The 21,417-nt window shown below is 40.4% G+C and carries 16 protein-coding genes and 2 pseudogenes; 6 read left to right on the top strand and 12 right to left on the bottom strand.

Going from position 1 to position 21,417, the window contains the following annotated elements; genetic code table 11:
* Positions 1-82: 82 nt before the first annotated feature.
* Positions 83-742, bottom strand: a complete 660-nt coding sequence (locus tag RBL01_RS01045) for a deoxynucleoside kinase (RefSeq protein WP_002294164.1) — start codon at positions 740-742, stop codon at positions 83-85.
* A gap of 315 nt (positions 743-1,057) precedes the next feature.
* On the opposite strand from RBL01_RS01045, the gene mvk reads away from it, so the two are divergent.
* The 4 genes from mvk to fni are packed head-to-tail and all read left to right on the top strand — an operon-like array spanning position 1,058 to position 5,131.
* Entirely contained in the window at positions 1,058-2,002 is a 945-nt protein-coding gene (gene mvk / locus RBL01_RS01040) for a mevalonate kinase (RefSeq protein WP_002288231.1), read from the top strand.
* Entirely contained in the window at positions 1,995-2,972 is a 978-nt protein-coding gene (gene mvaD, locus RBL01_RS01035) for a diphosphomevalonate decarboxylase (RefSeq protein ID WP_307780897.1), read from the top strand. Before mvk ends, mvaD begins: the two co-directional genes overlap by 8 nt.
* 12 nt (positions 2,973-2,984) lie before the next feature.
* On the top strand, positions 2,985-4,070 hold the full coding sequence (locus tag RBL01_RS01030) for a phosphomevalonate kinase (protein WP_002288233.1): 1,086 nt from the start codon (positions 2,985-2,987) through the stop codon (positions 4,068-4,070).
* Positions 4,067-5,131: a type 2 isopentenyl-diphosphate Delta-isomerase gene (gene fni / locus RBL01_RS01025; RefSeq protein ID WP_002300048.1), complete on the top strand. Its 1,065-nt coding sequence runs from the start codon at positions 4,067-4,069 to the stop codon at positions 5,129-5,131. Before RBL01_RS01030 ends, fni begins: the two co-directional genes overlap by 4 nt.
* Before the next feature lie 248 nt (positions 5,132-5,379).
* Here fni and RBL01_RS01020 read toward each other — a convergent pair whose 3' ends face one another.
* From RBL01_RS01020 to tgt, 9 genes and pseudogenes are all read right to left on the bottom strand, one after another.
* The gene (locus RBL01_RS01020) at positions 5,380-6,183 is read right to left on the bottom strand and encodes a gluconate 5-dehydrogenase (protein ID WP_002294167.1); all 804 of its coding nucleotides are present in this window, start codon (positions 6,181-6,183) and stop codon (positions 5,380-5,382) included.
* 19 nt (positions 6,184-6,202) lie between these two features.
* A pseudogene (locus RBL01_RS01015) lies at positions 6,203-6,523 on the bottom strand (5-deoxy-glucuronate isomerase); the annotation flags it as partial.
* Positions 6,499-7,269: pseudogene (locus tag RBL01_RS01010) on the bottom strand (TRAP transporter large permease subunit); the annotation flags it as partial. The pseudogenes RBL01_RS01015 and RBL01_RS01010, both read right to left, overlap by 25 nt.
* A gap of 15 nt (positions 7,270-7,284) precedes the next feature.
* A complete protein-coding gene (locus RBL01_RS01005) occupies positions 7,285-7,764 on the bottom strand; it encodes a TRAP transporter small permease (RefSeq protein ID WP_002288258.1) in 480 nt (159 codons plus the stop codon).
* A 5-nt stretch (positions 7,765-7,769) separates the two neighbouring features.
* On the bottom strand, positions 7,770-8,798 hold the full coding sequence (locus RBL01_RS01000; protein ID WP_002294179.1) for a TRAP transporter substrate-binding protein: 1,029 nt from the start codon (positions 8,796-8,798) through the stop codon (positions 7,770-7,772).
* 16 nt (positions 8,799-8,814) lie between these two features.
* Positions 8,815-9,921, bottom strand: a complete 1,107-nt coding sequence (locus RBL01_RS00995) for a glycoside hydrolase family 105 protein (RefSeq protein ID WP_002319473.1) — start codon at positions 9,919-9,921, stop codon at positions 8,815-8,817.
* Between the two features lie 228 nt (positions 9,922-10,149).
* Positions 10,150-12,747, bottom strand: a complete 2,598-nt coding sequence (gene adhE, locus RBL01_RS00990) for a bifunctional acetaldehyde-CoA/alcohol dehydrogenase (protein WP_307780898.1) — start codon at positions 12,745-12,747, stop codon at positions 10,150-10,152.
* Positions 12,748-13,051: 304 nt separating this feature from the next.
* Entirely contained in the window at positions 13,052-13,432 is a 381-nt protein-coding gene (yajC, locus tag RBL01_RS00985; RefSeq protein WP_002300794.1) for a preprotein translocase subunit YajC, read from the bottom strand.
* A 96-nt stretch (positions 13,433-13,528) separates the two neighbouring features.
* Positions 13,529-14,674 carry a tRNA guanosine(34) transglycosylase Tgt gene (gene tgt, locus RBL01_RS00980; protein ID WP_002294183.1) on the bottom strand — a complete coding sequence of 382 codons (1,146 nt, stop codon included), beginning with the start codon at positions 14,672-14,674 and terminating at the stop codon, positions 13,529-13,531.
* A 216-nt stretch (positions 14,675-14,890) separates the two neighbouring features.
* Here tgt and RBL01_RS00975 point away from each other — a divergent pair, with 216 nt between their 5' ends.
* Complete coding sequence (locus RBL01_RS00975) at positions 14,891-15,589, top strand: DUF975 family protein (RefSeq protein WP_002294185.1); 699 nt, start codon at positions 14,891-14,893, stop codon at positions 15,587-15,589.
* Between the two features lie 167 nt (positions 15,590-15,756).
* On the opposite strand, the gene RBL01_RS00970 is transcribed toward RBL01_RS00975, so the two are convergent.
* Together RBL01_RS00970 and queA are read right to left on the bottom strand one after the other, a co-directional pair.
* Positions 15,757-18,396 carry a cation-translocating P-type ATPase gene (locus tag RBL01_RS00970; RefSeq protein ID WP_307780899.1) on the bottom strand — a complete coding sequence of 880 codons (2,640 nt, stop codon included), beginning with the start codon at positions 18,394-18,396 and terminating at the stop codon, positions 15,757-15,759.
* A 618-nt stretch (positions 18,397-19,014) separates the two neighbouring features.
* Positions 19,015-20,046 (bottom strand): tRNA preQ1(34) S-adenosylmethionine ribosyltransferase-isomerase QueA, encoded by a 1,032-nt coding sequence (gene queA, locus RBL01_RS00965; RefSeq protein ID WP_002296565.1) that lies wholly within the window; start codon positions 20,044-20,046, stop codon positions 19,015-19,017.
* Between the two features lie 192 nt (positions 20,047-20,238).
* Here queA and RBL01_RS00960 point away from each other — a divergent pair, with 192 nt between their 5' ends.
* Positions 20,239-21,414, top strand: coding sequence for a betaine/proline/choline family ABC transporter ATP-binding protein (locus RBL01_RS00960; RefSeq protein WP_002294192.1), 1,176 nt, complete (start codon positions 20,239-20,241; stop codon positions 21,412-21,414).
* Positions 21,415-21,417: the final 3 nt, after the last annotated feature.

Below are 21,417 nucleotides of genomic sequence, written 5' to 3'. Positions count from 1 at the left end.
TCTATCCTCCTGACATTTGTTTCCAGTATAAAGAAAAAAGTCGCTCAAATAAAGGTTTACCCTTTATTTGAGCAACTGTAAATCAAATGGCTACTTTGGTTTGGCGAATCTCTGCTAATTTTTCTTCGATCATTTTCAAGACTTCTTCTTTTGCTTGAGGATCTTCCACAAAATTATAGCGGTCTCCATCGATTTGGATTTTTGGACTTTCTTTGTATTCTTCATACCATTGATCGTAACGTCTGTTCAATTCTTTGTAATAATCGTATAGACTTGGATCAAAGGACAATTGTTCATACGAACGTCCACGTTTTTCGATACGCTCCAACATCGTATCAAAAGATACACGAATATGAACTAATAAATCCGGGTGTTTTTTATGGGCAGCATAGGGCAGTTCTTCCATCATGTTTTCCAGCAGTTCATCATACACACGAACTTCTGTTTCTGTTGCTCTTCCTAGATCTGCATTTAGATGGAAAAGCAGTGAATCTTCATAAATCGAACGGTCCAATACATTATTGTCATCTTTCATTGCTTGTTTGATGCTTGCAAAACGTTTATTCAAAAAATAAATTTGCAGCAAAAAAGCATACTGTTCAGGGTTTGCATAAAATAAGGGCAAGACTTCATTATCATCAATCGATTCATAAAATGCCTGACTATCAAAGTGTTCAGCCATCATTTCTGTTAAACTTGATTTTCCGGCACCAATTGTACCTGCTAAAACGATCACGCTCATTTACCTCCAGCTCACTTCATCACTAAATATTGTGTTTAACTCCAACCTTTTTAAATATACCCCCAATATCTAGTAGTGTCAATTGTATTTTTTTCTAGTCAAAGAAGAAGAAAAGTCAAAAAATTCTTAAGAAAAAAGTGTTTTTTCTTTAGAAAACGTATTCTTAGTTTTACTTCTGAGATGGTTTTAGTAAAATAAAGGAGGAATGTTTTTTGAGACCCTTAGTGGACAAAAAAATTCGTGAAGCAGCGCAACTCGTTTTGGGCGCTTTATTTTTTGCTTAAAAATCACTTTTACGTGAGAAGGAGTTAGATTATGGCAAACTATGGCCAAGGAGAATCAAGCGGAAAGATCATATTGATGGGCGAGCACGCGGTTGTTTATGGAGAACCAGCGATTGCCTTTCCTTTCTATGCAACAAAAGTCACCGCATTCCTTGAAGAGCTGGATGCAATGGACGATCAACTGGTTTCTTCCTACTATTCAGGAAATTTAGCCGAAGCTCCTCATGCATTAAAAAATATCAAAAAATTATTCATTCACTTAAAAAAACAGCATGACATCCAAAAAAACTTGCAACTGACCATTGAAAGCACGATTCCTGCTGAACGTGGAATGGGATCAAGCGCTGCAGTCGCCACAGCAGTCACTCGTGCTTTTTATGATTACTTAGCATTTCCTTTGTCTCGTGAAATACTATTAGAAAATGTCCAGCTTTCGGAAAAAATCGCCCACGGTAATCCTAGTGGAATCGATGCAGCCGCTACTAGCAGCTTGCAGCCGATTTATTTTACAAAAGGGCATCCTTTTGACTACTTTTCTTTGAACATCGATGCTTTTTTGATTGTCGCTGATACAGGAATCAAAGGACAAACAAGAGAAGCCGTCAAAGATGTCGCTCACCTCTTTGAAACCCAGCCTCATGAAACTGGACAAATGATCCAAAAATTAGGATACTTGACGAAGCAAGCAAAACAAGCAATCATTGAAAATTCACCAGAAACGTTGGCACAGACAATGGATGAATCACAATCACTTCTGGAAAAGCTGACAATCAGCAATGATTTTCTTAATCTATTGATCCAAACAGCAAAAGATACCGGGGCATTGGGTGCCAAATTAACTGGCGGTGGACGCGGTGGCTGTATGATTGCATTAGCACAAACAAAAACAAAAGCCCAAGAAATCAGTCAAGCACTTGAAGATGCGGGTGCTGCTGAAACTTGGATACAAGGATTAGGAGTACATACCTATGTTTAAAGGCAAAGCACGCGCATATACCAACATTGCTCTAATCAAATATTGGGGTAAGAAAAATGAAGAACTCATCCTTCCAATGAACAACAGCCTTTCGTTAACATTGGATGCATTTTATACAGAGACAGAAGTCATCTTTTCTGATAGCTATATGGTAGATGAATTTTATCTAGATGGCACCTTGCAAGACGAAAAAGCAACAAAAAAAGTCAGTCAGTTTCTTGACCTTTTTCGTAAAGAAGCCGGCCTCTCACTAAAAGCTTCAGTAATCAGTCAGAATTTCGTTCCTACCGCAGCTGGATTAGCCTCCTCTGCCAGCGGGCTAGCTGCTTTAGCAGGAGCTTGCAATACTGCTCTTAAGCTTGGATTAGATGATCTCTCTCTTTCAAGATTTGCTCGACGCGGGTCTGGTTCAGCTTGCCGAAGTATTTTCGGTGGTTTCGTCGAATGGGAAAAAGGCCATGACGACTTAAGTTCTTACGCTAAGCCAGTCCCTTCCGATTCTTTCGAAGACGATTTAGCAATGGTTTTCGTTTTGATCAACGACCAGAAAAAAGAAGTGTCCAGCAGAAATGGGATGCGTCGGACAGTCGAAACATCCAGTTTTTATCAAGGCTGGTTAGATTCCGTTGAAGGGGATCTATATCAATTGAAACAAGCAATCAAAACAAAAGATTTCCAACTTCTCGGAGAAACGATGGAAAGAAACGGACTAAAAATGCATGGAACGACTTTAGCTGCCCAGCCTCCATTCACTTACTGGTCTCCTGACAGCTTAAAAGCGATGGATGCGGTGCGGCAATTGAGAAAAAAAGGCATTCCATGCTACTTTACGATGGATGCTGGCCCTAATGTCAAAGTTTTAGTGGAAAACATCCATTTATCTGAGGTACAAGAAACATTTACCAAATTATTTAGCAAAGAACAAGTAATTACTGCCCATGCTGGTCCAGGAATTGCGATTATTGAATAAAGGGAGATTTTTATGATTGAAGTATCTGCACCAGGCAAACTCTATATTGCCGGAGAATATGCAGTTGTTGAAACAGGCCATCCAGCAGTTATCGCTGCAGTCGATCAATTCGTAACAGTCACTGTAGAATCCGCACGAAAAGTCGGAAGTATCCAATCTGCACAATACAGTGGGATGCCTGTACGTTGGACAAGACGCAACGGAGAATTAGTTTTAGATATTCGGGAAAATCCTTTTCATTATATCCTTGCTGCTATTCGTTTGACTGAAAAGTATGCACAAGAAAAAAACATTCTTTTATCCTTTTATGATCTGAAAGTAACAAGTGAGTTAGACAGTTCAAATGGCCGGAAATATGGATTGGGTTCTAGCGGTGCCGTGACCGTTGCAACGGTCAAAGCCTTGAATGTTTTTTACGCGTTGAATTTATCTCAGTTGGAGATTTTCAAGATTGCAGCACTAGCCAATTTAGCAGTTCAAGATAATGGTTCCTGCGGCGACATCGCTGCTAGCTGTTATGGTGGCTGGATCGCTTTCTCAACCTTCGACCATCCTTGGCTCCAAGAACAAGAAACTCAGCATTCTATCAGTGAGTTACTTGCCCTGGATTGGCCAGGTCTATCCATTGAGCCATTGATTGCTCCTGAAGATTTACGTTTATTGATTGGTTGGACGGGTAGCCCTGCCTCTACTTCTGATTTGGTCGATCAAGTTCACCGTTCGAGAGAAGACAAAATGGTGGCTTATCAGCTTTTCTTAAAAAACAGTACAGAATGTGTCAACGAAATGATCAAAGGGTTTAAAGAAAATAATGTAACGTTGATCCAACAGATGATTCGAAAAAACCGACAATTACTGCATGATTTATCTGCAATCACTGGGGTCGTCATCGAAACGCCTGCTTTGAACAAATTGTGTAATTTAGCTGAACAGTATGAAGGAGCCGCAAAATCTTCTGGTGCAGGTGGTGGCGATTGCGGAATCGTAATTGTTGACCAGAAATCTGGCATCCTTCCTTTAATGAGTGCATGGGAAAAAGCAGAAATCACTCCACTGCCGTTACATGTCTATAGCGATCAAAGAAAGGAAAACCGATGAATCGAAAAGACGAACATGTTTCACTAGCTAAAGCCTTTCATGATAAACAAAAAAACGAATTTGACTTCGTACGGATCATCCATAACCCTTTGCCGCAAATAGCAGTTTCTGATGTCGATCTAAGTACACAGGCAGTTGGGTTTACACTAAGCAGCCCATTTTATATCAATGCGATGACTGGCGGAAGCGAAAAAACAAAAAAAATCAACCAAGATCTTGCAATCGTCGCAAGAGAAGCAGATTTGATGATTGCCACTGGTTCAGTCAGCGCTGCCTTGAAAGACCCTTCTTTAGCCGATACTTATACGATTATGCGACAAGAATATCCTCACGGGAAAATCATTGCCAACATCGGTGCAGGGACTTCTGTCGAAAGAGCCCAAGAAGCTATCCGATTGTTTCACGCAGATGCCTTACAGATTCATTTGAATGCACCTCAAGAGTTGGTTATGCCTGAGGGAGACCGTGATTTTACCAATTGGAAAGTACTTATTCAAGAGACTCAAACAGCCATTGACGTCCCCCTCATCGTAAAAGAAGTCGGTTTTGGCATGACAAGAGAAACGCTCAATGATCTAGCTGCTTTAGGAGTTCATACAGTTGATATCAGCGGTCGAAGCGGAACAAGCTTCACCCAGATCGAAAACGCCCGTCGCTCCAAGCGGGAACTGAGTTATTTAGCTGACTGGGGGCAATCGACAGTCTCTTCATTGCTTGAAGCAAATGAAGCAGACACTTCTATGGAAATCCTAGCCTCCGGAGGTATCCGCAATGCCTATGACATATTTAAAGCCCTTTGTCTCGGCGCAAATGCAGTGGGTACTTCAGGAACCGTACTGACGCATCTGATGAATCACGGCGTAGAAGAAACTATTATACTGATGAAGCAATGGCAAGAAGAGCTTCGTCTGCTTTATACTATGGTCGGCGCAACGAATACCGCGGCCCTACACCAACAATCACTGATCTTTTCCGGACCAGTGAAGGATTGGTGCGAAGCAAGAGGGATCGACTTAGTGAAGTATGGAAGACGCACAGAAAAGAGCGTGGGACAAAAGTAAAGAACACTTTTGTCCCACGCTCTAAACACGTATAAACGGCGGAAGCAAAAGCAACTCCTTCGGAAATAAGCTGAAATTCACAAAAATTTGAAAAGCAATTTTCGTGAATTCCTTCTTATTTCTTGGAGTTAAACGCTTCTGTCCCAGCCTCTTTTTTCGAATAAATGATGTTTAATCAGCTGTCCTTCGGTATTCGTTCAAGCCGCTGATTTCACAACCTCTCCACTAAACGGTGTACTAAAGCTCTTTTAAGGTTGTTTTCCGATATAGGCAAGTATGCCTCCGTCCACATACAAGACATGGCCGTTAACGAAATCAGATGCGCTAGAAGCCAAGAAGACAGATGGTCCAGCCAAATCGATTGGCTCGCCCCAGCGTGCTGCTGGCGTACGTCCAACGATAAATTGATCGAATGGATGACGTTCACCATTTTCTTGTGTTTCGCGTAATGGAGCAGTTTGCGGTGTAGCAATATAACCTGGTCCAATTCCATTACATTGGATATTGTATTGACCGTATTCAGAAGCGATGTTTTTCGTCAGCATTTTTAATCCGCCTTTTGCCGCAGCATAAGCACTGACCGTTTCGCGTCCTAATTCACTCATCATGGAGCAGATATTGATGATTTTACCGCCGCCTTTTTCGATCATATCCGGAATAACTGCTTTTGAAACGATGAATGGGGCATTTAAATCCACGTCGATTACTTGGCGGAAGTCTGCCGCATCCATTTCGATCATCGGTGTCCGTTTGATGATCCCTGCATTGTTGACTAGAATATCAACTGAACCTACATCTTCTTTGATCTGTTGAACCATCGCTTGAACCGCTTCTTCATCGGTCACATCGCAGACATAACCTTTTGCATCGATGCCTGCTTCTTTATAATGCGCTATACCTTCATCAACTGATTCTTGATTCAAGTTATTAAATACGATTTTTGCTCCTGCTGTAGCTAAAGAGCGTGCAATCTCAAATCCAATACCATAGACAGCACCGGTGACTAATGCTACTTTTCCATCTAAACGAAACATATCCATACTAAATTCCATCATTTTCTCTCCCTTATGCTTATTTTAATTGATCCATTTGCACCATATCCATGTCTGTATAGGTGATATTTTCTCCGCACATTGCCCAGATGAATGAGTAATTGCTTGTACCTACACCTGAATGGATCGACCAGCTTGGCGAAATAATGGCTTGTTCATTGTCTACGACTAAATGTTTTGTTTCATCTGGTTTGCCCATCATATGGAACACACGTGTATCTTCATTGGCATAATCAAAATAGACATAAGCTTCCATACGACGTTCATGTGTATGACAAAGCATCGTATTCCAAGCACTTCCTGGTTCTAAAATCGTATAACCCATTTGTAAATGACAGCTATCGCTGAAGCTTCTACTGCTGTAAATATCCCCGTCAAGATACCACCGATAATGATGACAATCAATAGAAGGCTAGGAATCGCCTCTTTTATTATTTTTCCAGCATGAGCCATCTGTCCTTTTTCGACAACAGGGTATTTATTCTTTTTAGCAACGATGAATGCTACTAGCATGATTCCTAGCGCCCACAAAGCGCCTACGAGATAACCTCCCATAAACAAAGCAGAGATCGAAGCACCACCAGCAACAAGTGAATACATGATAAAAGCAGTACTTGGAGGAATGACCATACCTGTCGGAGCTGACGCGATATTGACCGCTGTCGCAAACTTCCGGTCATATCCTTCTTCCACTTGCTGAGGGATCAACACTCCACCAATCGCGGTAGAAGCGGCAATGGCCGAGCTAGAGATGGAACCAAATAAAGCATTCCCTAACACATTCGTATGAGCCAAAGCCCCCGGCACGCGCCCGACGAACAACATCGCAAAATCCACTAGTTTCTTAGCTATCCCTCCATTATTCATGATAATGCCCGAGAGAACGAAAAACGGAATAGCGATCAGCGAAAAACTATTGATACTTCCCACCATTTTTTGAGCTGAACTAAAAGCAGAAACATCAAACGGTATAACTAACAATAAAGTCATCATCGATGAGAATGCAATACTTATAGCAATCGGCATCCCTAATACAAGCAACACAACAAATACAAAAAATAACACTAATCCGGCTTCTATTGCCATTTTATTCCTCCATTTTTATATTTTTTCTTGAATTGCTGGCTTGTTGCTTAATGTATCGATTAGATTGATCAGGCTATAGATAATGATGAGTACCCCCGATACAGGTACTGACAGATAAACATATCCCATAGGAATACTTAAAGAAGGCGAGATCTGCCCCATTGTCAATGTGACAGCATTCCATCCGCCATACACCATGATCATCGCAGCAAATACCAGAAATAAACTTTGAACAACAACTTCTAAAATTTTACTTTTTTTGCCAGTTAATTTTTCACTTAAAACCGTTACGGCTAAATGTGCTTTTTGTCCCACAACATACGCGGAAGACAACATGGCAAACCAGACAAGACCGAATCGAACAAGCTCTTCCGTGACCGTATTTGGATTTCCTAAAACCGTTCTGGAAAATACTTGCCATAAAACAACAGCGACCATCCCAACAAGCAAAACAGCTCCCAGGATCTCTAATACCTTGTTTAAAATCATTTTCATCACAGCTACGCTCCTTGCTCTTGGATCTTTTGATAAAGGTCTTTGTAGGTAGGATCGTTTTTGAATATATCATGAAGTGGGGCAACTGCCTCTCGAAACGGTGTATTATCTACATCATTGAATTGGACTCCATGTTCTTCTTGTGCTAAAGCTTTTTCTTCTTCAATTGCTTTTGCAAAAGCTTCAATTTCAAAAACCGTTGATTCTTTCGCTGCTTCTTCAATGGCTTTTTCCTGTTCATCAGTTAGCTGTTCTTTGATGGCATCATTCATGATGATGATATCTGGCACACGTGTATGCTCATCATAGGAATAGTATTTAGCTACCCCGCCATGTCCAGCTGTATACAAGACAAATTCATTGTTTTCTGATCCGTTGATCAAATTGGATTGAAGAGACGTGTACACTTCATCACTTCCCATAGGTACGGGCGAACCGCCTAAAAGCTCTACCATTTTGATAGCGGTTTCGCTTTGCATCACACGGATCTTCTTTCCCTTCAAATCTTCCGGCGTATGGATCGGACCGTCTACCATATAAAAGCTGCGCTGACCAGAATCATAATAGGTCAATCCGGTAAATCCTAAATTTTTGGTCGATTGGTAGATTGGCTCCATTATTTCTTCATTATCCATCACCTTAAAGAAATGTTCTTCATCATTGAATAGATAAGGAACGGAAAAAATCGAATAATCTTTAGAGAAACTTTCCAACGCTGAGGCACTTACTTTTGTGAAATCTACTGCTCCTGACTGTGTCAATTCGATCAGTTCACGTTCTCCACCCAGTTGTCCATCTGGGAAATACTGGATCTGTACGGAACCATCTGTTTTTTCTTTTACTAAACGCCCAAATTCATTCATTGCATCAATTACTGGCTGGCTGTTGCTTGCATAAGCAAAGCGCAAGGTAACTATCTCATTTACGTCTGCATCTGCGACAGTTGCCACACTAGAATTATTTCCGCAGCCGCTTAGACCTAGCAGACCTAGGCTAAGCGAACTTGCTGCAAACAGCAGTGATGTTTTTTTCATATGGGTTTCCTTTCTTTTAACAATAAGAGACGAGCAATTCTGTCAAACAAAGCACCGTTAACGACTGTCCATAAGGCATTGCTGTGATTCCGATATTCCGATAAAAATCTAAACTGTCCCCCATTCCTGTCCCGATTGAAACGTTTTGAACTTCTCCTTTTTCATCGATTTGTTCAAGCAATCCTTGGATAGCACGATAAGCGACTTCTTTATATTCTTGTGGTAAATAACGTTTATGGACCGCTTTCAAAATACCGTAAGCAAATCCTGCAGTTGCAGAAGATTCTACGTAAGAAGAAGGATCATCCAACAACGTATGCCATAAACCGCTTTCAGACTGATAAGTTTTTAATGCACGCACTTGTGCTTCAAGTGTTTCGATCAATAATTTGCGCAATGCATCTTCTTTCGATAATTCTAAGATTTCAATGATCTCTGGAATAGCAATCGTCAACCAGCAGTTTCCACGAGCCCAAAATGCTTCGGCATAGTTATGATTTCCTTCAAACGTCCAGCCGTGATACCACAATCCTGTTCGTTTATCCATCAAGTATTTGATATGGATCATAAACTGGTAACGAGCTTCTTCTAAATATTCTGGGCGATTCAACAGTTTCCCGATTTTTGCCAAAGGAAGCACTGTCATCATCAATGTATCGTCCCACAACTGATTCTTATTTTCCGGTCCATATGTGGCATGCTGTAACCCGTCTTCATTTGTCCGAGGCATGTCATTCATGACCCATTCTGCCCATTGTTCTAAATAAGGCAAATAGCGTGAATCTTTCGTGTCTTCATACAAGTAAGCCATAGTCAATAGCGGTGCCATTGTATTGACGTTTTTGGGCGGAGCGCCTTCTTCCATACGATCCTCAAACCATTCATTGACCACTTGATAAGCGCGAGGATTTTTTGTCATCTGGTAATTTTTATAAATACCATATAGACCGACACCTTGTGGCCAATTCCACACTGTCCAGCTCTTGTCATCTACTTTCAGTCCATCAAAGCCCAACAAAAATTCACCATTATCGTCTTTGATCGTTGTCAGGTTTTCAACGAGCAGGTCAATTTTTTCTTTCACTAATTCTTTAGGTACAAAAATCTCTTCTTTAATAATCATCTTTACGCCACCTTTTTAAACGCTTTCATTTTATATCCTTAATATATCAGTAATACCGTCCACTATAAATATCGCTTTTTGAACAAAAACTGTCTAAAATTGACCTAAATGTTAAATAACAAAAGTAACTTTCAGTTACTTGGAAATTAAAAAAAGAACTTGGAGAAACAACGTTTTCCAAGTTCTTTTTCATCTATTTTCTTATCTTTTTTCTACGCTTTCTTTTGCTTATCCGTTGTAAGCATCAATGATGATCTGTTTCAATTCAGAGATCAATGGTTCTTTCGGATTAGCTGTCGTACATTGGTCTTCGTAAGCTAATTCAGCCATACGGTCTACGGTTGTATCTAGTGTTTCTTGTGTGACTCCTTGAGCTTTTAGACTCATGTTGATGCCGACAGATTTTCCTAATTCATAAACAGCCGTTGCTAAAGCTTCGACTAATTCCTCTGTTGTTTCGCCTTTCAGACCTAAGAATTTTGCAATATCTGCGTAATCTGTATCTGCACGGAAATAGTCATATTTAGGGAACATCGCATGTTTTTGTGGATCTTTTGCATTATAGCGGATAATATGCGGTAAAAGAATCGCATTTGTCCGTCCATGAGGGATCCCGTATTCCCCGCCGATTTTATGTGCGACTGAGTGACAAATACCTAGGAATGCGTTAGCAAACGCCATACCAGCCATTGTAGAAGCGTTGTGCATTTTTTCACGTGATTCCATATCAGGTGTTTTTACTGATTTTTCTAAATAGTCAAAGACTAACTTGATTGCTTGTAGGCTCAATCCACGTGTATAATCTGAAGCCATGACTGAAACATAGGATTCGATTGCATGTGTTAACACATCCATCCCGGTATCTGCTGTGACAGATGCTGGAACTGACATGACGAATTGAGGATCGACGATTGCGACATCTGGCGTCAATGCATAATCTGCTAACGGATATTTCACATGTGTTTCACTGTCAGTGATGACCGCAAATGGCGTTACTTCAGAACCAGTCCCTGATGTTGTCGGGATACATACGAATTGTGTTTTTTCTGGTTTGTCGATCTTATATGTCCGTTTACGGATATCCAAGAATTTTTGTTTTGCACCAAAGAAAGATGTGTCTGGGTGTTCATAGAACATCCACATTCCCTTAGCTGCGTCCATTGCAGAACCACCTCCAAGAGCGATTACTGTATCTGGCTTGAAGTCTGCCATCAGTTTCGTTCCTGCGTATACGGTATTTGTCGATGGGTTCGGTTCAACATCTGAGAAGACTTCGATCTTCACATCATTTTTACGTCGTGCCAATACTTCACGAACTGTATCGCAGTAACCGAATTGGACCATACCAGGGTCACAAACGATCATGACACGTTCAACGTTTTCCATTTTCTCTAAGTACAATAGAGAGTTCTTTTCAAAGAAGATTTTTGGCGGTAATTTGAACCATTGCATGTTATTTCTCCGTTTCGCTACAGTTTTGACATTGATTAAGTTTACAGCAGAGACGTTACGAGAAACAGAGTTCTTACCATAAGAACCGCATCCCAAAGTCAATGACGGAATCATTTCGTTATAGATATCACCGATGCCGCCTTCTGCAGATGGTGTATTCACTAAAATACGACAAGCTTTCATTCGAAGACCGAATTTGACATGCAACTCTTCGTTTTCTGAATGGATAACTGCTGTATGTCCTAATCCTCCAAGATTCAACATACCTTCACACAAATCAAACGCATGGTCCGTGTTGTTAGCTTTGATCATGGCAAGAACTGGAGAAAGTTTTTCTCTTGATAGCGGATAATCTGGGCCTACGCCTTCCAATTCAGCAATCAGCATTTTCGTTCCTTTTGGTACACTGATTCCTGCCAATTTTGCGATTTCCATCGCAGAATGTCCAACGATTGATGGATTGACCGCATATTTTCCTTCGTTCATCGCTGCATCTTCTAATTTTTGCAATTCATCTGGTTTTACGATATAAACTTGGTGTGCTTGGAATTCTGCTTTTACTGCTGCATAGATTTCTTTATCCACGATCACAGCTTGTTCAGAAGCACAAATCATTCCATTATCAAATGTTTTCGAAACGATCAAATCGTTCACTGCACGTTTAATTTTTGCTGTTTTTTCAATATAAGCTGGTACGTTACCTGGACCTACACCTAAAGCTGGTTTTCCTGTAGAGTAAGCAGACTTGACCATTCCAGCTCCACCTGTCGCTAAGACGATCGCGATACCTGGATGGTTCATTAGCATAGAAGTCGCTTCGATCGAAGGATGTTCGATCCATTGGATACAATTTTCAGGAGCTCCGGCAGCGATAGCAGCATCACGTACTACTCGTGCTGCTTCTGCAGAAGATTTTTGGGCACTTGGATGGAAAGCAAAAACGATCGGATTTCTTGTTTTCAACGCGATCATTGATTTGAAAATCGTTGTGGAAGTCGGATTCGTTGTTGGAGTTACTCCGCAAACCACACCGACTGGTTCAGCAATTTCAATCAATCCTTTTTGGACATCTTCATTGATCACACCAACTGTTTTATCATGTTTGATATTATGCCAAATATATTCGGACGCATACATATTTTTGATTGCTTTATCTTCGTAAACACCGCGGCCTGTTTCCTCTACAGCCATCTTCGCTAATGGCATATGTTGATCTAAAGCTGCCATTGCCATTTCATGCACGATATGGTCCACTTTTTCTTGATCAAAGCTTTCCATTTCTTTCAATGCTGCATTTGCTTTTTCTGCCAAATCATCAATCATTGCTTGTACGTCAATTGTCTTCGTTTTTTCTTTTTCCATTACTTTAGCCATCATTATCCTCCTAATGGGTCATGGTTATTTGTTAAATCATTCACATGTATATCATACAATATTTGTTTTTCTATGTAAACACTTTTTTGTGATTTTTTTAACAGTTATTTTTAAACATAAAATTGCTTTATTTACAGGTGTTTGTATAGAAAAATATATAAAGTTATTTATTATTATTTATATGACACACCCGATTATTCAATATTGAGCAATATATCCTATACTCTTATCTCTTTCTTTTTTGAATAAAAAATGAGGTAGGACATCTTTCTGCCCTACCTCGTCTTTAAATAAGCTTTGATACTTATTTTTCTTTCTTCTCTTCTGTCTCTTCCAGCGTTTCTGTTGTTTCAGTTTTTACTTCAACTGTCTCAGCTGGTTCTTCTGTTGTTTCAACAGTAGTCGTTGCATCATTTGTTACGACAGTCCCTGGTTTGACCGTTTTGATTGCTGCACGATCGTACTCAAGGAAGATCCCTTCGCAGTCTAAAACAACTGTCCGTTTGTCATTGTCGATTTCTGAAACAACTCCATGTAATCCGCCGATAGTTACGACTGAATCACCTGGTTTCATGCTATCCAACAAGTTTTGACGTTCTTGCTGTTGTTTTTTTTGCGAACGTGACATAAAAAACCACATTGCTAATAGCGCGATAAACATCACAAGCATTGGTAATGTTCCCATTTTTTTCACCTCACTAATTCTGTATCTACAAAAAACACTTTAGCAGAAAAATGCTGCTAACACTAGTTTTTTACTTAATTTTTAAAAGATTTTCCTTTAGAAGCTTTTTGCGTTTTCTTTATTAAACCCGTATTCTTCAAAAAAGGCTTCTCTAAATTCAAGCAAATTATCATCCATGATTGCTTGACGTACTTGTTTCATTAGATTCAACAAGAAGTATAAATTGTGGTAAGAAGTCAAACGAATCCCAAATGTTTCATCACATTTGATCAAATGGCGGATATAGGCACGTGTATAGTTTTTACATGTATAACAATCACATTTCTCATCAATTGGACGGAAATCATGGGCATATTTCGCATTTTTCACTACTAGACGGCCTTGAGAAGTCATACATGTGCCATTTCGAGCGATTCGAGTAGGCAAGACACAGTCAAACATGTCTACTCCACGGATAACACCATCGATCAATGAATCAGCAGCACCGACACCCATCAAGTAACGTGGTTTGTTTTCGGGGATCAACGGTGTAGTGAATTCTAATACACGATTCATTTCTGATTTAGGTTCCCCGACAGATAACCCGCCGATTGAGTAACCAGGGAAATCCATCCCGACTAGATCTTTCGCGCTTTGACGACGAAGATCTTCAAATCCTGCTCCTTGGATGATTCCAAATAATCCTTGACGGTCTGGGTTAGCATGAGCTTTCAATCCTCGTTCTGCCCATCGAGACGTACGTTCTACTGATTTTTTCACGTAGTCGTAACTTTCATCGAATGGTGGACATTCGTCAAAACTCATCATGATATCAGAGCCCAATTTATTTTGGATGTTGATTGCTTTTTCTGGTGATAAAAACATACGCGAACCGTTCAAGTGATTTTTGAAATGCACGCCTTCTTCTTCGATATTCCGCATATCACTTAATGAAAAAACTTGAAAGCCGCCTGAATCTGTTAAAATCGGTTGATCCCAGTTCATAAATTTATGCAGTCCGCCAGCTTCTTCTACTAAGTCTTCACCAGGGCGTAGCCATAAATGATATGTATTACTTAAAATAACGCCAGCACCCATTTCTTTCAACTCTTCTGGGGACATTGTTTTTACTGTAGCTAATGTTCCTACTGGCATGAACATTGGTGTGGGGAAAGTTCCGTGTGGCGTGATCAATTCCCCTAAACGCGCGCCAGTATGTTTTTCTTTCTTGATTAAACGATAGCGAATGGCAGGTTGCGTCATTCATTTCCCTACTTTCTATATAAAATATCTTGACAACTCCCACCATCATAATCGTTTCAAGTGCTTTTTGCAAGTTCCCTCGGCTTCCTTCTATTTTATTTAATATTCTTTTTTTTATCCTTTTTTTATGAATAACAAAAAAAGAAAAACATTATGACAGAAATATTTTTTGATACATGGTATATTGGTGTTATTAAAGAAAAGGAGGGAAAAATCATGCAATCTTCTGCAGAATTAAAACGCCAAGCAAAAGAGAGTCTAAAAGGACGTTGGGGACAAGCTGTTTTACTAAATCTAATCCCTACATTGATTGGTATTGCTGCTATTCTTCTTATTATGATTCCTATTATCTTATTTGCCACCACCATATATGATGGATCAGCGAGCGTCTCAGATGCGACAACTTCAGGAGGCGGTAGTTCAGGAGGCGGTGGCGGAATTATTTCCAGCATCATTAGCGCTTTGTTCATGAGCGGTATTTCTTGGACTTATCTTGATATTTTACGTGGACAAAAAGATCAGATCGAACCATTCAAAGATGCATTTCGTGGATTCAAAGGTTTGTTTATCGGCGGAGTGATCGGCTTAGCTGTGCTGATCTCGATCTTTACAACATTATGGGGTTTGCTATTAGTTATTCCTGGAATCATTAAAAGCTATTCTTATTCTCAAAGCTATTTTATCTACTACGATATCGTCCAAGAAACAGGACAAACACCTAAAGTACTGGATACGATCACTGCAAGTCGAAAATTGATGGATGGTTATAAAGGACAACTTTTCTGGTTAGATCTTTCATTTATCGGCTGGCATATCTTAGCATTAGCAACTGCTGGTATTGGTTATCTATGGCTCAGCCCATACATTTCTGCAACAAAAGCAGCATTTTATGAACAATTGCCAAAAGATATTTAAAAGAGAGTGTGACTTGTGACCGAGGGGTTGGCAGGAGAACACCGTTTATCGAGAGGCAGTAAAAGAAACATTCAGCCCATTAGCAAAAAGGAGGTGTGACAACATTCATGTCACACCTCCTTTTTGTATAGTTCCAGTAAAAAGAAAATCAACTTAGAAACAGTTAATCATTCCTCTTCTTCTGCTTCCGGTAATCGATGGAACTTGATCAGTTCATTCACCGCGATTGGTACGATAGACAAAATCCCTACCAAGAACCAGTGATTCAAACTGATGTGTACTAGGCCGAATAGTTCTTGCGTAAACGGCAGCAAAGCAACAGCCGTTGTAATAGCTAATGCCAGTAACGCCATTTCTACCAAAGCTTTATTGGTTGCTAAATTGACTTTGAAGATCGATTGGCTGCTGCGTACATTGAACACATGCAAAATCGATGAATAAGCTAAGATCAAGAATGCAACAGTTTGACCGACATGCTGACTTGCATCTACCCATGGGCTAATAGTATCGACATAACTACCTAAATAGTAACCAAACAGCGTTACGATGGTGAAGACTCCTGCGTTTATGGCGATTTTTTGCAACAAGCCTCGAGCAAAGATCCCTTCGTTTTTCGGAATAGGAGGCTGATCCATGATGCCGTGTTCTGCTGGTTCTCTTCCCAAAGCAAATCCTGGAAGACCATCGGCAACTACATTGACAAACAGTAGTTGCACAGCTGTGAATGGCGCTCCCCAGCCTAACAGCATCGCAATCAAAACAATAAAGATCTCCGAAATATTACAGCTTAGCAAAAAGTTGATAGCTTTACGAATATTCTGATAAACCGAACGTCCTTGACTGACAGCGTCTACGATCGTCGCAAAGTTGTCATCCGTCAAAATCATATCTGCGGCACTTTGCGCCACATCTGTCCCTGTGATCCCCATGGCACACCCAACGTTACTTGCTTTCAACGCTGGTGCATCATTCACACCATCCCCAGTCATCGCTACGACTGCACCCGTACGTTGCCAAGATTTGACGATCCGGATCTTGTCTTCTGGCGTTACCCGAGCATAGACAGAGAGAGCTTTGACACGCGCATCTAATTCTTCATCTGATAATTGATGCAGTTCTGATCCTGAGAGTGCTTCTGACGGATCATTCAAGATACCTAATTCTTTCGCTATGGCACTGGCAGTTACCACATGATCTCCAGTGATCATGACTGTTTTGATGCCAGCCTTTTTCGCTCGCTTGATTGCTCCTTTACTTTCTGGACGTGGTGGATCGATCATTCCGATCAGACCAATCAAACGTAAGTCTTTTTCCAGTGCTTCAGAAGAAATATCTTGCGGTTCTTCGTCATAAGTAACATAACCAACAGCAATCACTCTCAGTGCCCGTTTACCAAAGCGATCATTGACGATAGCTGCTTGTTCTACATCGCCTGAACTAAAGCGCGGAGCCAGAACATCGAATGCTCCTTTGGTGATTGAGATGTATTTTTCGCCCATTTGGTGAACTGTTGTCATCATTTTTCGTTCAGAATCAAAAGGAAGCTCGTTTACTCGTGGATATTTTTCTTCTAATTCTGCTTTTGTATGATAATTCTCTTCAACAGCCCTAACGATGGCTACTTCTGTTGGATTACCTTTGATAACAAGGTCGTCATCTTCTTGCTCGACCGTCACATCTGTACATAGTGCAGCCATTTTCAATATTTCCATCGCGCTGTTCGTCATTGAGTCTTCGATATTCGTTACTTCATCTTCTTTGCTCCATACCCGGCGGACGCACATTTCATTTTGTGTCAGCGTTCCTGTTTTGTCTGAGCAGATAACATTAGCGGTTCCTAGCGTTTCAACTGCTGGCAACTGTCGGATGATCGCATGTTTCCTCGCCATCTTCTGCACACCGTATGCAAGTGTCAACGTAACAATAACAGTCAAGGTTTCCGGTACAGCTGCAACAGCCAAGGAAATCGAAGTCATGAACATCTCAAGGAGTGGTTCTCCTTGCAGTTCACCAATCACAAATACTAAAGCCGCAGCCGCTAAAGCGATCATACTGATTCGTTTGCCTAGCTGATTCAATCGGACCTGTAAAGGTGTTTTTTGCATAGTATTTTCGTTCAAAAGATCCGCGATCTTACCCATTTCTGTAGCCATACCAATGGCAGTGACGATCGCTTTCCCACGACCTGCAGCAACCGTACATCCTTTAAATACCATATTAAGTTGGTCACCTAATGACTCATCTTCTTCAGCAATAAATGCTGCATCTTTTTCAACTGCTTCACTTTCTCCAGTCAACGCCGATTCTTCTACACGTAATTGTGATGCTTCGATCAAACGGGCATCGGCAGAAATAGCATCACCGGACTCTAAAACAAGAATATCACCCACTACCAGTTGCTCTGACTCAACAGTGGTCACTTTGCCGTCTCGTATGACAGTTGCCGTTTGTTTATTCATATCTTGCAAGGATTCCAGTGCTTTTTCTGCGTTTCCTTCTTGGACAATCGCCAATACCGAGTTGATCACAACGATAGCGATGATCAGCAGTCCTTCAAATAAATCCCCATGTTCTGTAGCAAATGCGGTATAAAAGGAAATCACCGCTGCTACAAGAAGGATTATCGTTGTAAAATCGGACAAGCTTCGAAAGAATTTTTTGATCATCGATTCTTTCGGCGCCTCATCGAATTTATTCAATCCCTGCTTTTTTCGCCGTTCATCCACTTCTTGTGAAGACAACCCAGTATCTGGATCTGCTTCTGTTACCTTCTTTACTTCTTCTATTGTCTGCTTGTATTCTTCCATCCTATTCCTCCTTTAAAATCTTCGTACAAAAAAAGGTACTTATTTTACTATAACATCCTTTTTTTATTTACTTCAAATAAAGGGCTTATCGATTATTTGTTAAGAAAGCGTAAAATTTAAAGTGCTTATATTTGCAAACGCTACCAAAGGATGCTATTATATAGATGTAAGGAAGGAGGATACCGTCAAATAGACAGAAGAATTTCTCGATAGAACAGTGTAAGCAAACAAAGTTGTTAGAAGTACAGGTTTCACCCAGACATGCGTGTAGAGTACAAACCTATAAATAGTGAATGCGTATGGATGTTTGGATCACGAAGTATCCGAAACAAGAAGTAATGCGATACGTAACAATTGAATAACGTAAACGTCTGAAAATTGAATAGGAACAAGAGATGTTTCAAATGTTGAAGATGTAACGAAAACAAAATTTTTGTTTAACATGAAGAAATTCAACACCGTGCTTTGCATGTATGATGGAAAGTTACAATCATTTCTGTTTATTTGAATCCTTCCGAGGTACAAGAAAGCCGAGCTTATCGAGAGCTCGGCTTTTTCTTTGTCATAAAATCTTTGTAAAGCTTTTTTGTTATTCAAAACTAGCGGTTTTTCATAACCTTATTTCACGAACATCGCATCTCCAAAACTAAAGAAACGATAGCGCTCTTCAATCGCATGCTGGTAAGCAGATAAAGTCAATTCTCTTCCTGCAAAGGCACTAACTAACATGACTAAAGTCGATTTTGGCAAATGGAAATTAGTTGAGAAAGCTTCTACCACTTTGAATTCATAGCCAGGCGTAATGAAAATATCAGTCCATCCGCTGTCTGCTTTGATTTCTCCATTAAATTTCGTTCCAATCGTTTCTAATGTTCGAATTGAAGTTGTTCCGACAGCCACGATTTTCCCGCCATTTTTACGTACTTGGTTCAATCGCTCAGCTGCTTCTTCCGTCAAACGGTAGAATTCACTATGCATATGGTGTTCTTCAATTTTATCTACGCTGACAGGTCGGAATGTACCTAACCCTACATGTAGTGTCAGATAGACTAATTCAACACCCTTTGCTTCGATCTCATCAAGTAATTCTTTCGTAAAATGCAATCCAGCTGTTGGCGCTGCAGCAGAACCATTTTCTTTCGCATAGACAGTTTGATAGCGATCTGGGTCTTCCAGACGTTCTTTGATATATGGAGGCAATGGCATTTCTCCCAATGATTCAAGAATCTCTAGAAAAATTCCTTCATACTCAAAGTCAATGATCCGTCCGCCGTGTTCCAATTCTTCTTTCACTACTGCTTGCAATCTGCCATCACCAAAAGAGATTCTTGTCCCAACTTTGGCACGTTTCGCAGGTTTGATCAATGTCTCCCACGTATCTCCTTGTGTATTCGTTAGAAGAAGGACTTCTAAATGCGCACCAGTATCTGGTTTTTCTCCATATAAACGAGCAGGCAGAACTCGTGTATTATTCATAACTAGCGCATCACCAGGCTGTAACTCTTCAATGATTTCATGGAAATGTTTATCTTCCATCTCTCCAGTTTTCCGATCCAAAACAAGTAAACGAGAATGATCGCGGTCTTTTAATGGTGTTTGTGCGATTAATTCTTCCGGCAAGTCAAAATCAAAATCTTCTGTTGTTAACATATCGTCACTCACTTTCTATCATGTGCTTCATCATTCTATCATGTTTTTCGTTCTGTTGGCAAAATCAGCACTTTTTCACTTCTATTTTTTGTTTTCCTAAATAAAAAAACTACCCTATTTGTATTTTTTCATTGTTTTAGGCATACTAGTAATAGATAGTTCTTCATTGAAAATAGAAAAAGAGGTGGCACCATGATTGAATTTCAAAATGTGTCAAAAATTTATAAAGGTGGAAAAGTCGCTGTAGAGGACGTCAATCTTTCATTTGAAAAGGGTGAGTTCATTTGTTTTATCGGTACGAGCGGAAGCGGAAAAACGACGACGATGCGGATGATCAACCGAATGACTGATCCAACACAAGGGAAAATTTTGATTGATGGAAAATCCATCCAAGAAATTGATCCAGTGGAATTGCGACGTCAGATCGGCTATGTTATCCAAAGTATTGGATTGATGCCTCACATGACGATCCGTGAAAATATCACTCTTGTCCAAAAATTGTTGAAAGTCAGTCAAGAAGAACGGAATAAAACAGCTGAAAAAATGATTGATCTTGTGGAATTGCCCCGTGAGATGTTAGATCGCTACCCACATGAATTATCTGGTGGGCAGCAGCAGCGTATTGGAGTCGTTCGTGCCCTTGCAGCGAATCAAGATATCATCTTGATGGACGAGCCATTCGGTGCGCTTGATCCCATCACTCGTGATTCTTTGCAAGACCTTGTCAAAGATTTACAAGAGCGTTTGGGAAAAACGATCGTATTTGTAACCCATGACATGGATGAAGCGATTAAGCTAGCAAGCCGTATCGCCATCATGAGTGAAGGCCGTGTGATCCAATTTGATACACCAGAAAATATTTTACGTCATCCTGCAAACGATTTCGTAGAAGAGTTGATTGGAGAAGATCGCCTACTACAAGCCAAGCCAAATGCGACAAGAGTCGGAGAAGTTATGCTAAATACAGCAATCACGATTACACCGGAAAAATCATTACAAGAAGCAATCAAACTGATGAGGGAAAAACGTGTAGATACGTTGTTAGTTACCGATAATTCGAATGTATTAAAAGGATTTATCGATGTAGAAACGTTGAATAAAAAGCGAGGAAAAGTATCCAGTGTCGGCGACATTTTGAATAAACATGTTTTTTACGTAAAAGAATCCGCCTATCTTCGTGATACCTTGCAACGCATTTTAAAACGCGGACTGAAATACGTGCCGGTCGTTGATGAACAGAACAAAGTCGTAGGTATCCTGACTCGTGCATCATTAGTGGATATCGTCTACGATGTGATTTGGGGAGAAGATCCCGCAACTACTGATGTTGCAGAGTCAGCTACTCCTGAAGAATCTAAGGAGGTCTGACCT

This window comes from Enterococcus sp. SB12 (assembly GCF_030910025.2).
Lineage (GTDB): Bacteria > Bacillota > Bacilli > Lactobacillales > Enterococcaceae > Enterococcus_B > Enterococcus_B faecium.
The sequence above is the reverse complement of the archived record's forward strand: the minus strand, read 5'-3'. Positions and strand labels throughout refer to the sequence as shown.

Bases quoted from the DNA above. Each gene is read 5' to 3' on its own strand.
- mvaD (WP_307780897.1), top strand. From the start codon at position 1,995: ATGTTTAAAGGCAAAGCACGCGCATATACCAACATTGCTCTAATCAAA.
- RBL01_RS01030 (WP_002288233.1), top strand. From the start codon at position 2,985: ATGATTGAAGTATCTGCACCAGGCAAACTCTATATTGCCGGAGAATAT.
- RBL01_RS01045 (WP_002294164.1), bottom strand. From the start codon at position 742: ATGAGCGTGATCGTTTTAGCAGGTACAATTGGTGCCGGAAAATCAAGT.
- RBL01_RS01020 (WP_002294167.1), bottom strand. From the start codon at position 6,183: ATGGAATTTAGTATGGATATGTTTCGTTTAGATGGAAAAGTAGCATTA.
- yajC (WP_002300794.1), bottom strand. From the start codon at position 13,432: ATGGGAACATTACCAATGCTTGTGATGTTTATCGCGCTATTAGCAATG.
- RBL01_RS00970 (WP_307780899.1), bottom strand. From the start codon at position 18,396: ATGGAAGAATACAAGCAGACAATAGAAGAAGTAAAGAAGGTAACAGAA.
- RBL01_RS00995 (WP_002319473.1), bottom strand. From the start codon at position 9,921: ATGATTATTAAAGAAGAGATTTTTGTACCTAAAGAATTAGTGAAAGAA.
- RBL01_RS00975 (WP_002294185.1), top strand. From the start codon at position 14,891: ATGCAATCTTCTGCAGAATTAAAACGCCAAGCAAAAGAGAGTCTAAAA.
- queA (WP_002296565.1), bottom strand. From the start codon at position 20,046: ATGTTAACAACAGAAGATTTTGATTTTGACTTGCCGGAAGAATTAATC.
- RBL01_RS01000 (WP_002294179.1), bottom strand. From the start codon at position 8,798: ATGAAAAAAACATCACTGCTGTTTGCAGCAAGTTCGCTTAGCCTAGGT.
- RBL01_RS00960 (WP_002294192.1), top strand. From the start codon at position 20,239: ATGATTGAATTTCAAAATGTGTCAAAAATTTATAAAGGTGGAAAAGTC.
- tgt (WP_002294183.1), bottom strand. From the start codon at position 14,674: ATGACGCAACCTGCCATTCGCTATCGTTTAATCAAGAAAGAAAAACAT.
- fni (WP_002300048.1), top strand. From the start codon at position 4,067: ATGAATCGAAAAGACGAACATGTTTCACTAGCTAAAGCCTTTCATGAT.
- RBL01_RS01005 (WP_002288258.1), bottom strand. From the start codon at position 7,764: ATGAAAATGATTTTAAACAAGGTATTAGAGATCCTGGGAGCTGTTTTG.
- adhE (WP_307780898.1), bottom strand. From the start codon at position 12,747: ATGGCTAAAGTAATGGAAAAAGAAAAAACGAAGACAATTGACGTACAA.
- mvk (WP_002288231.1), top strand. From the start codon at position 1,058: ATGGCAAACTATGGCCAAGGAGAATCAAGCGGAAAGATCATATTGATG.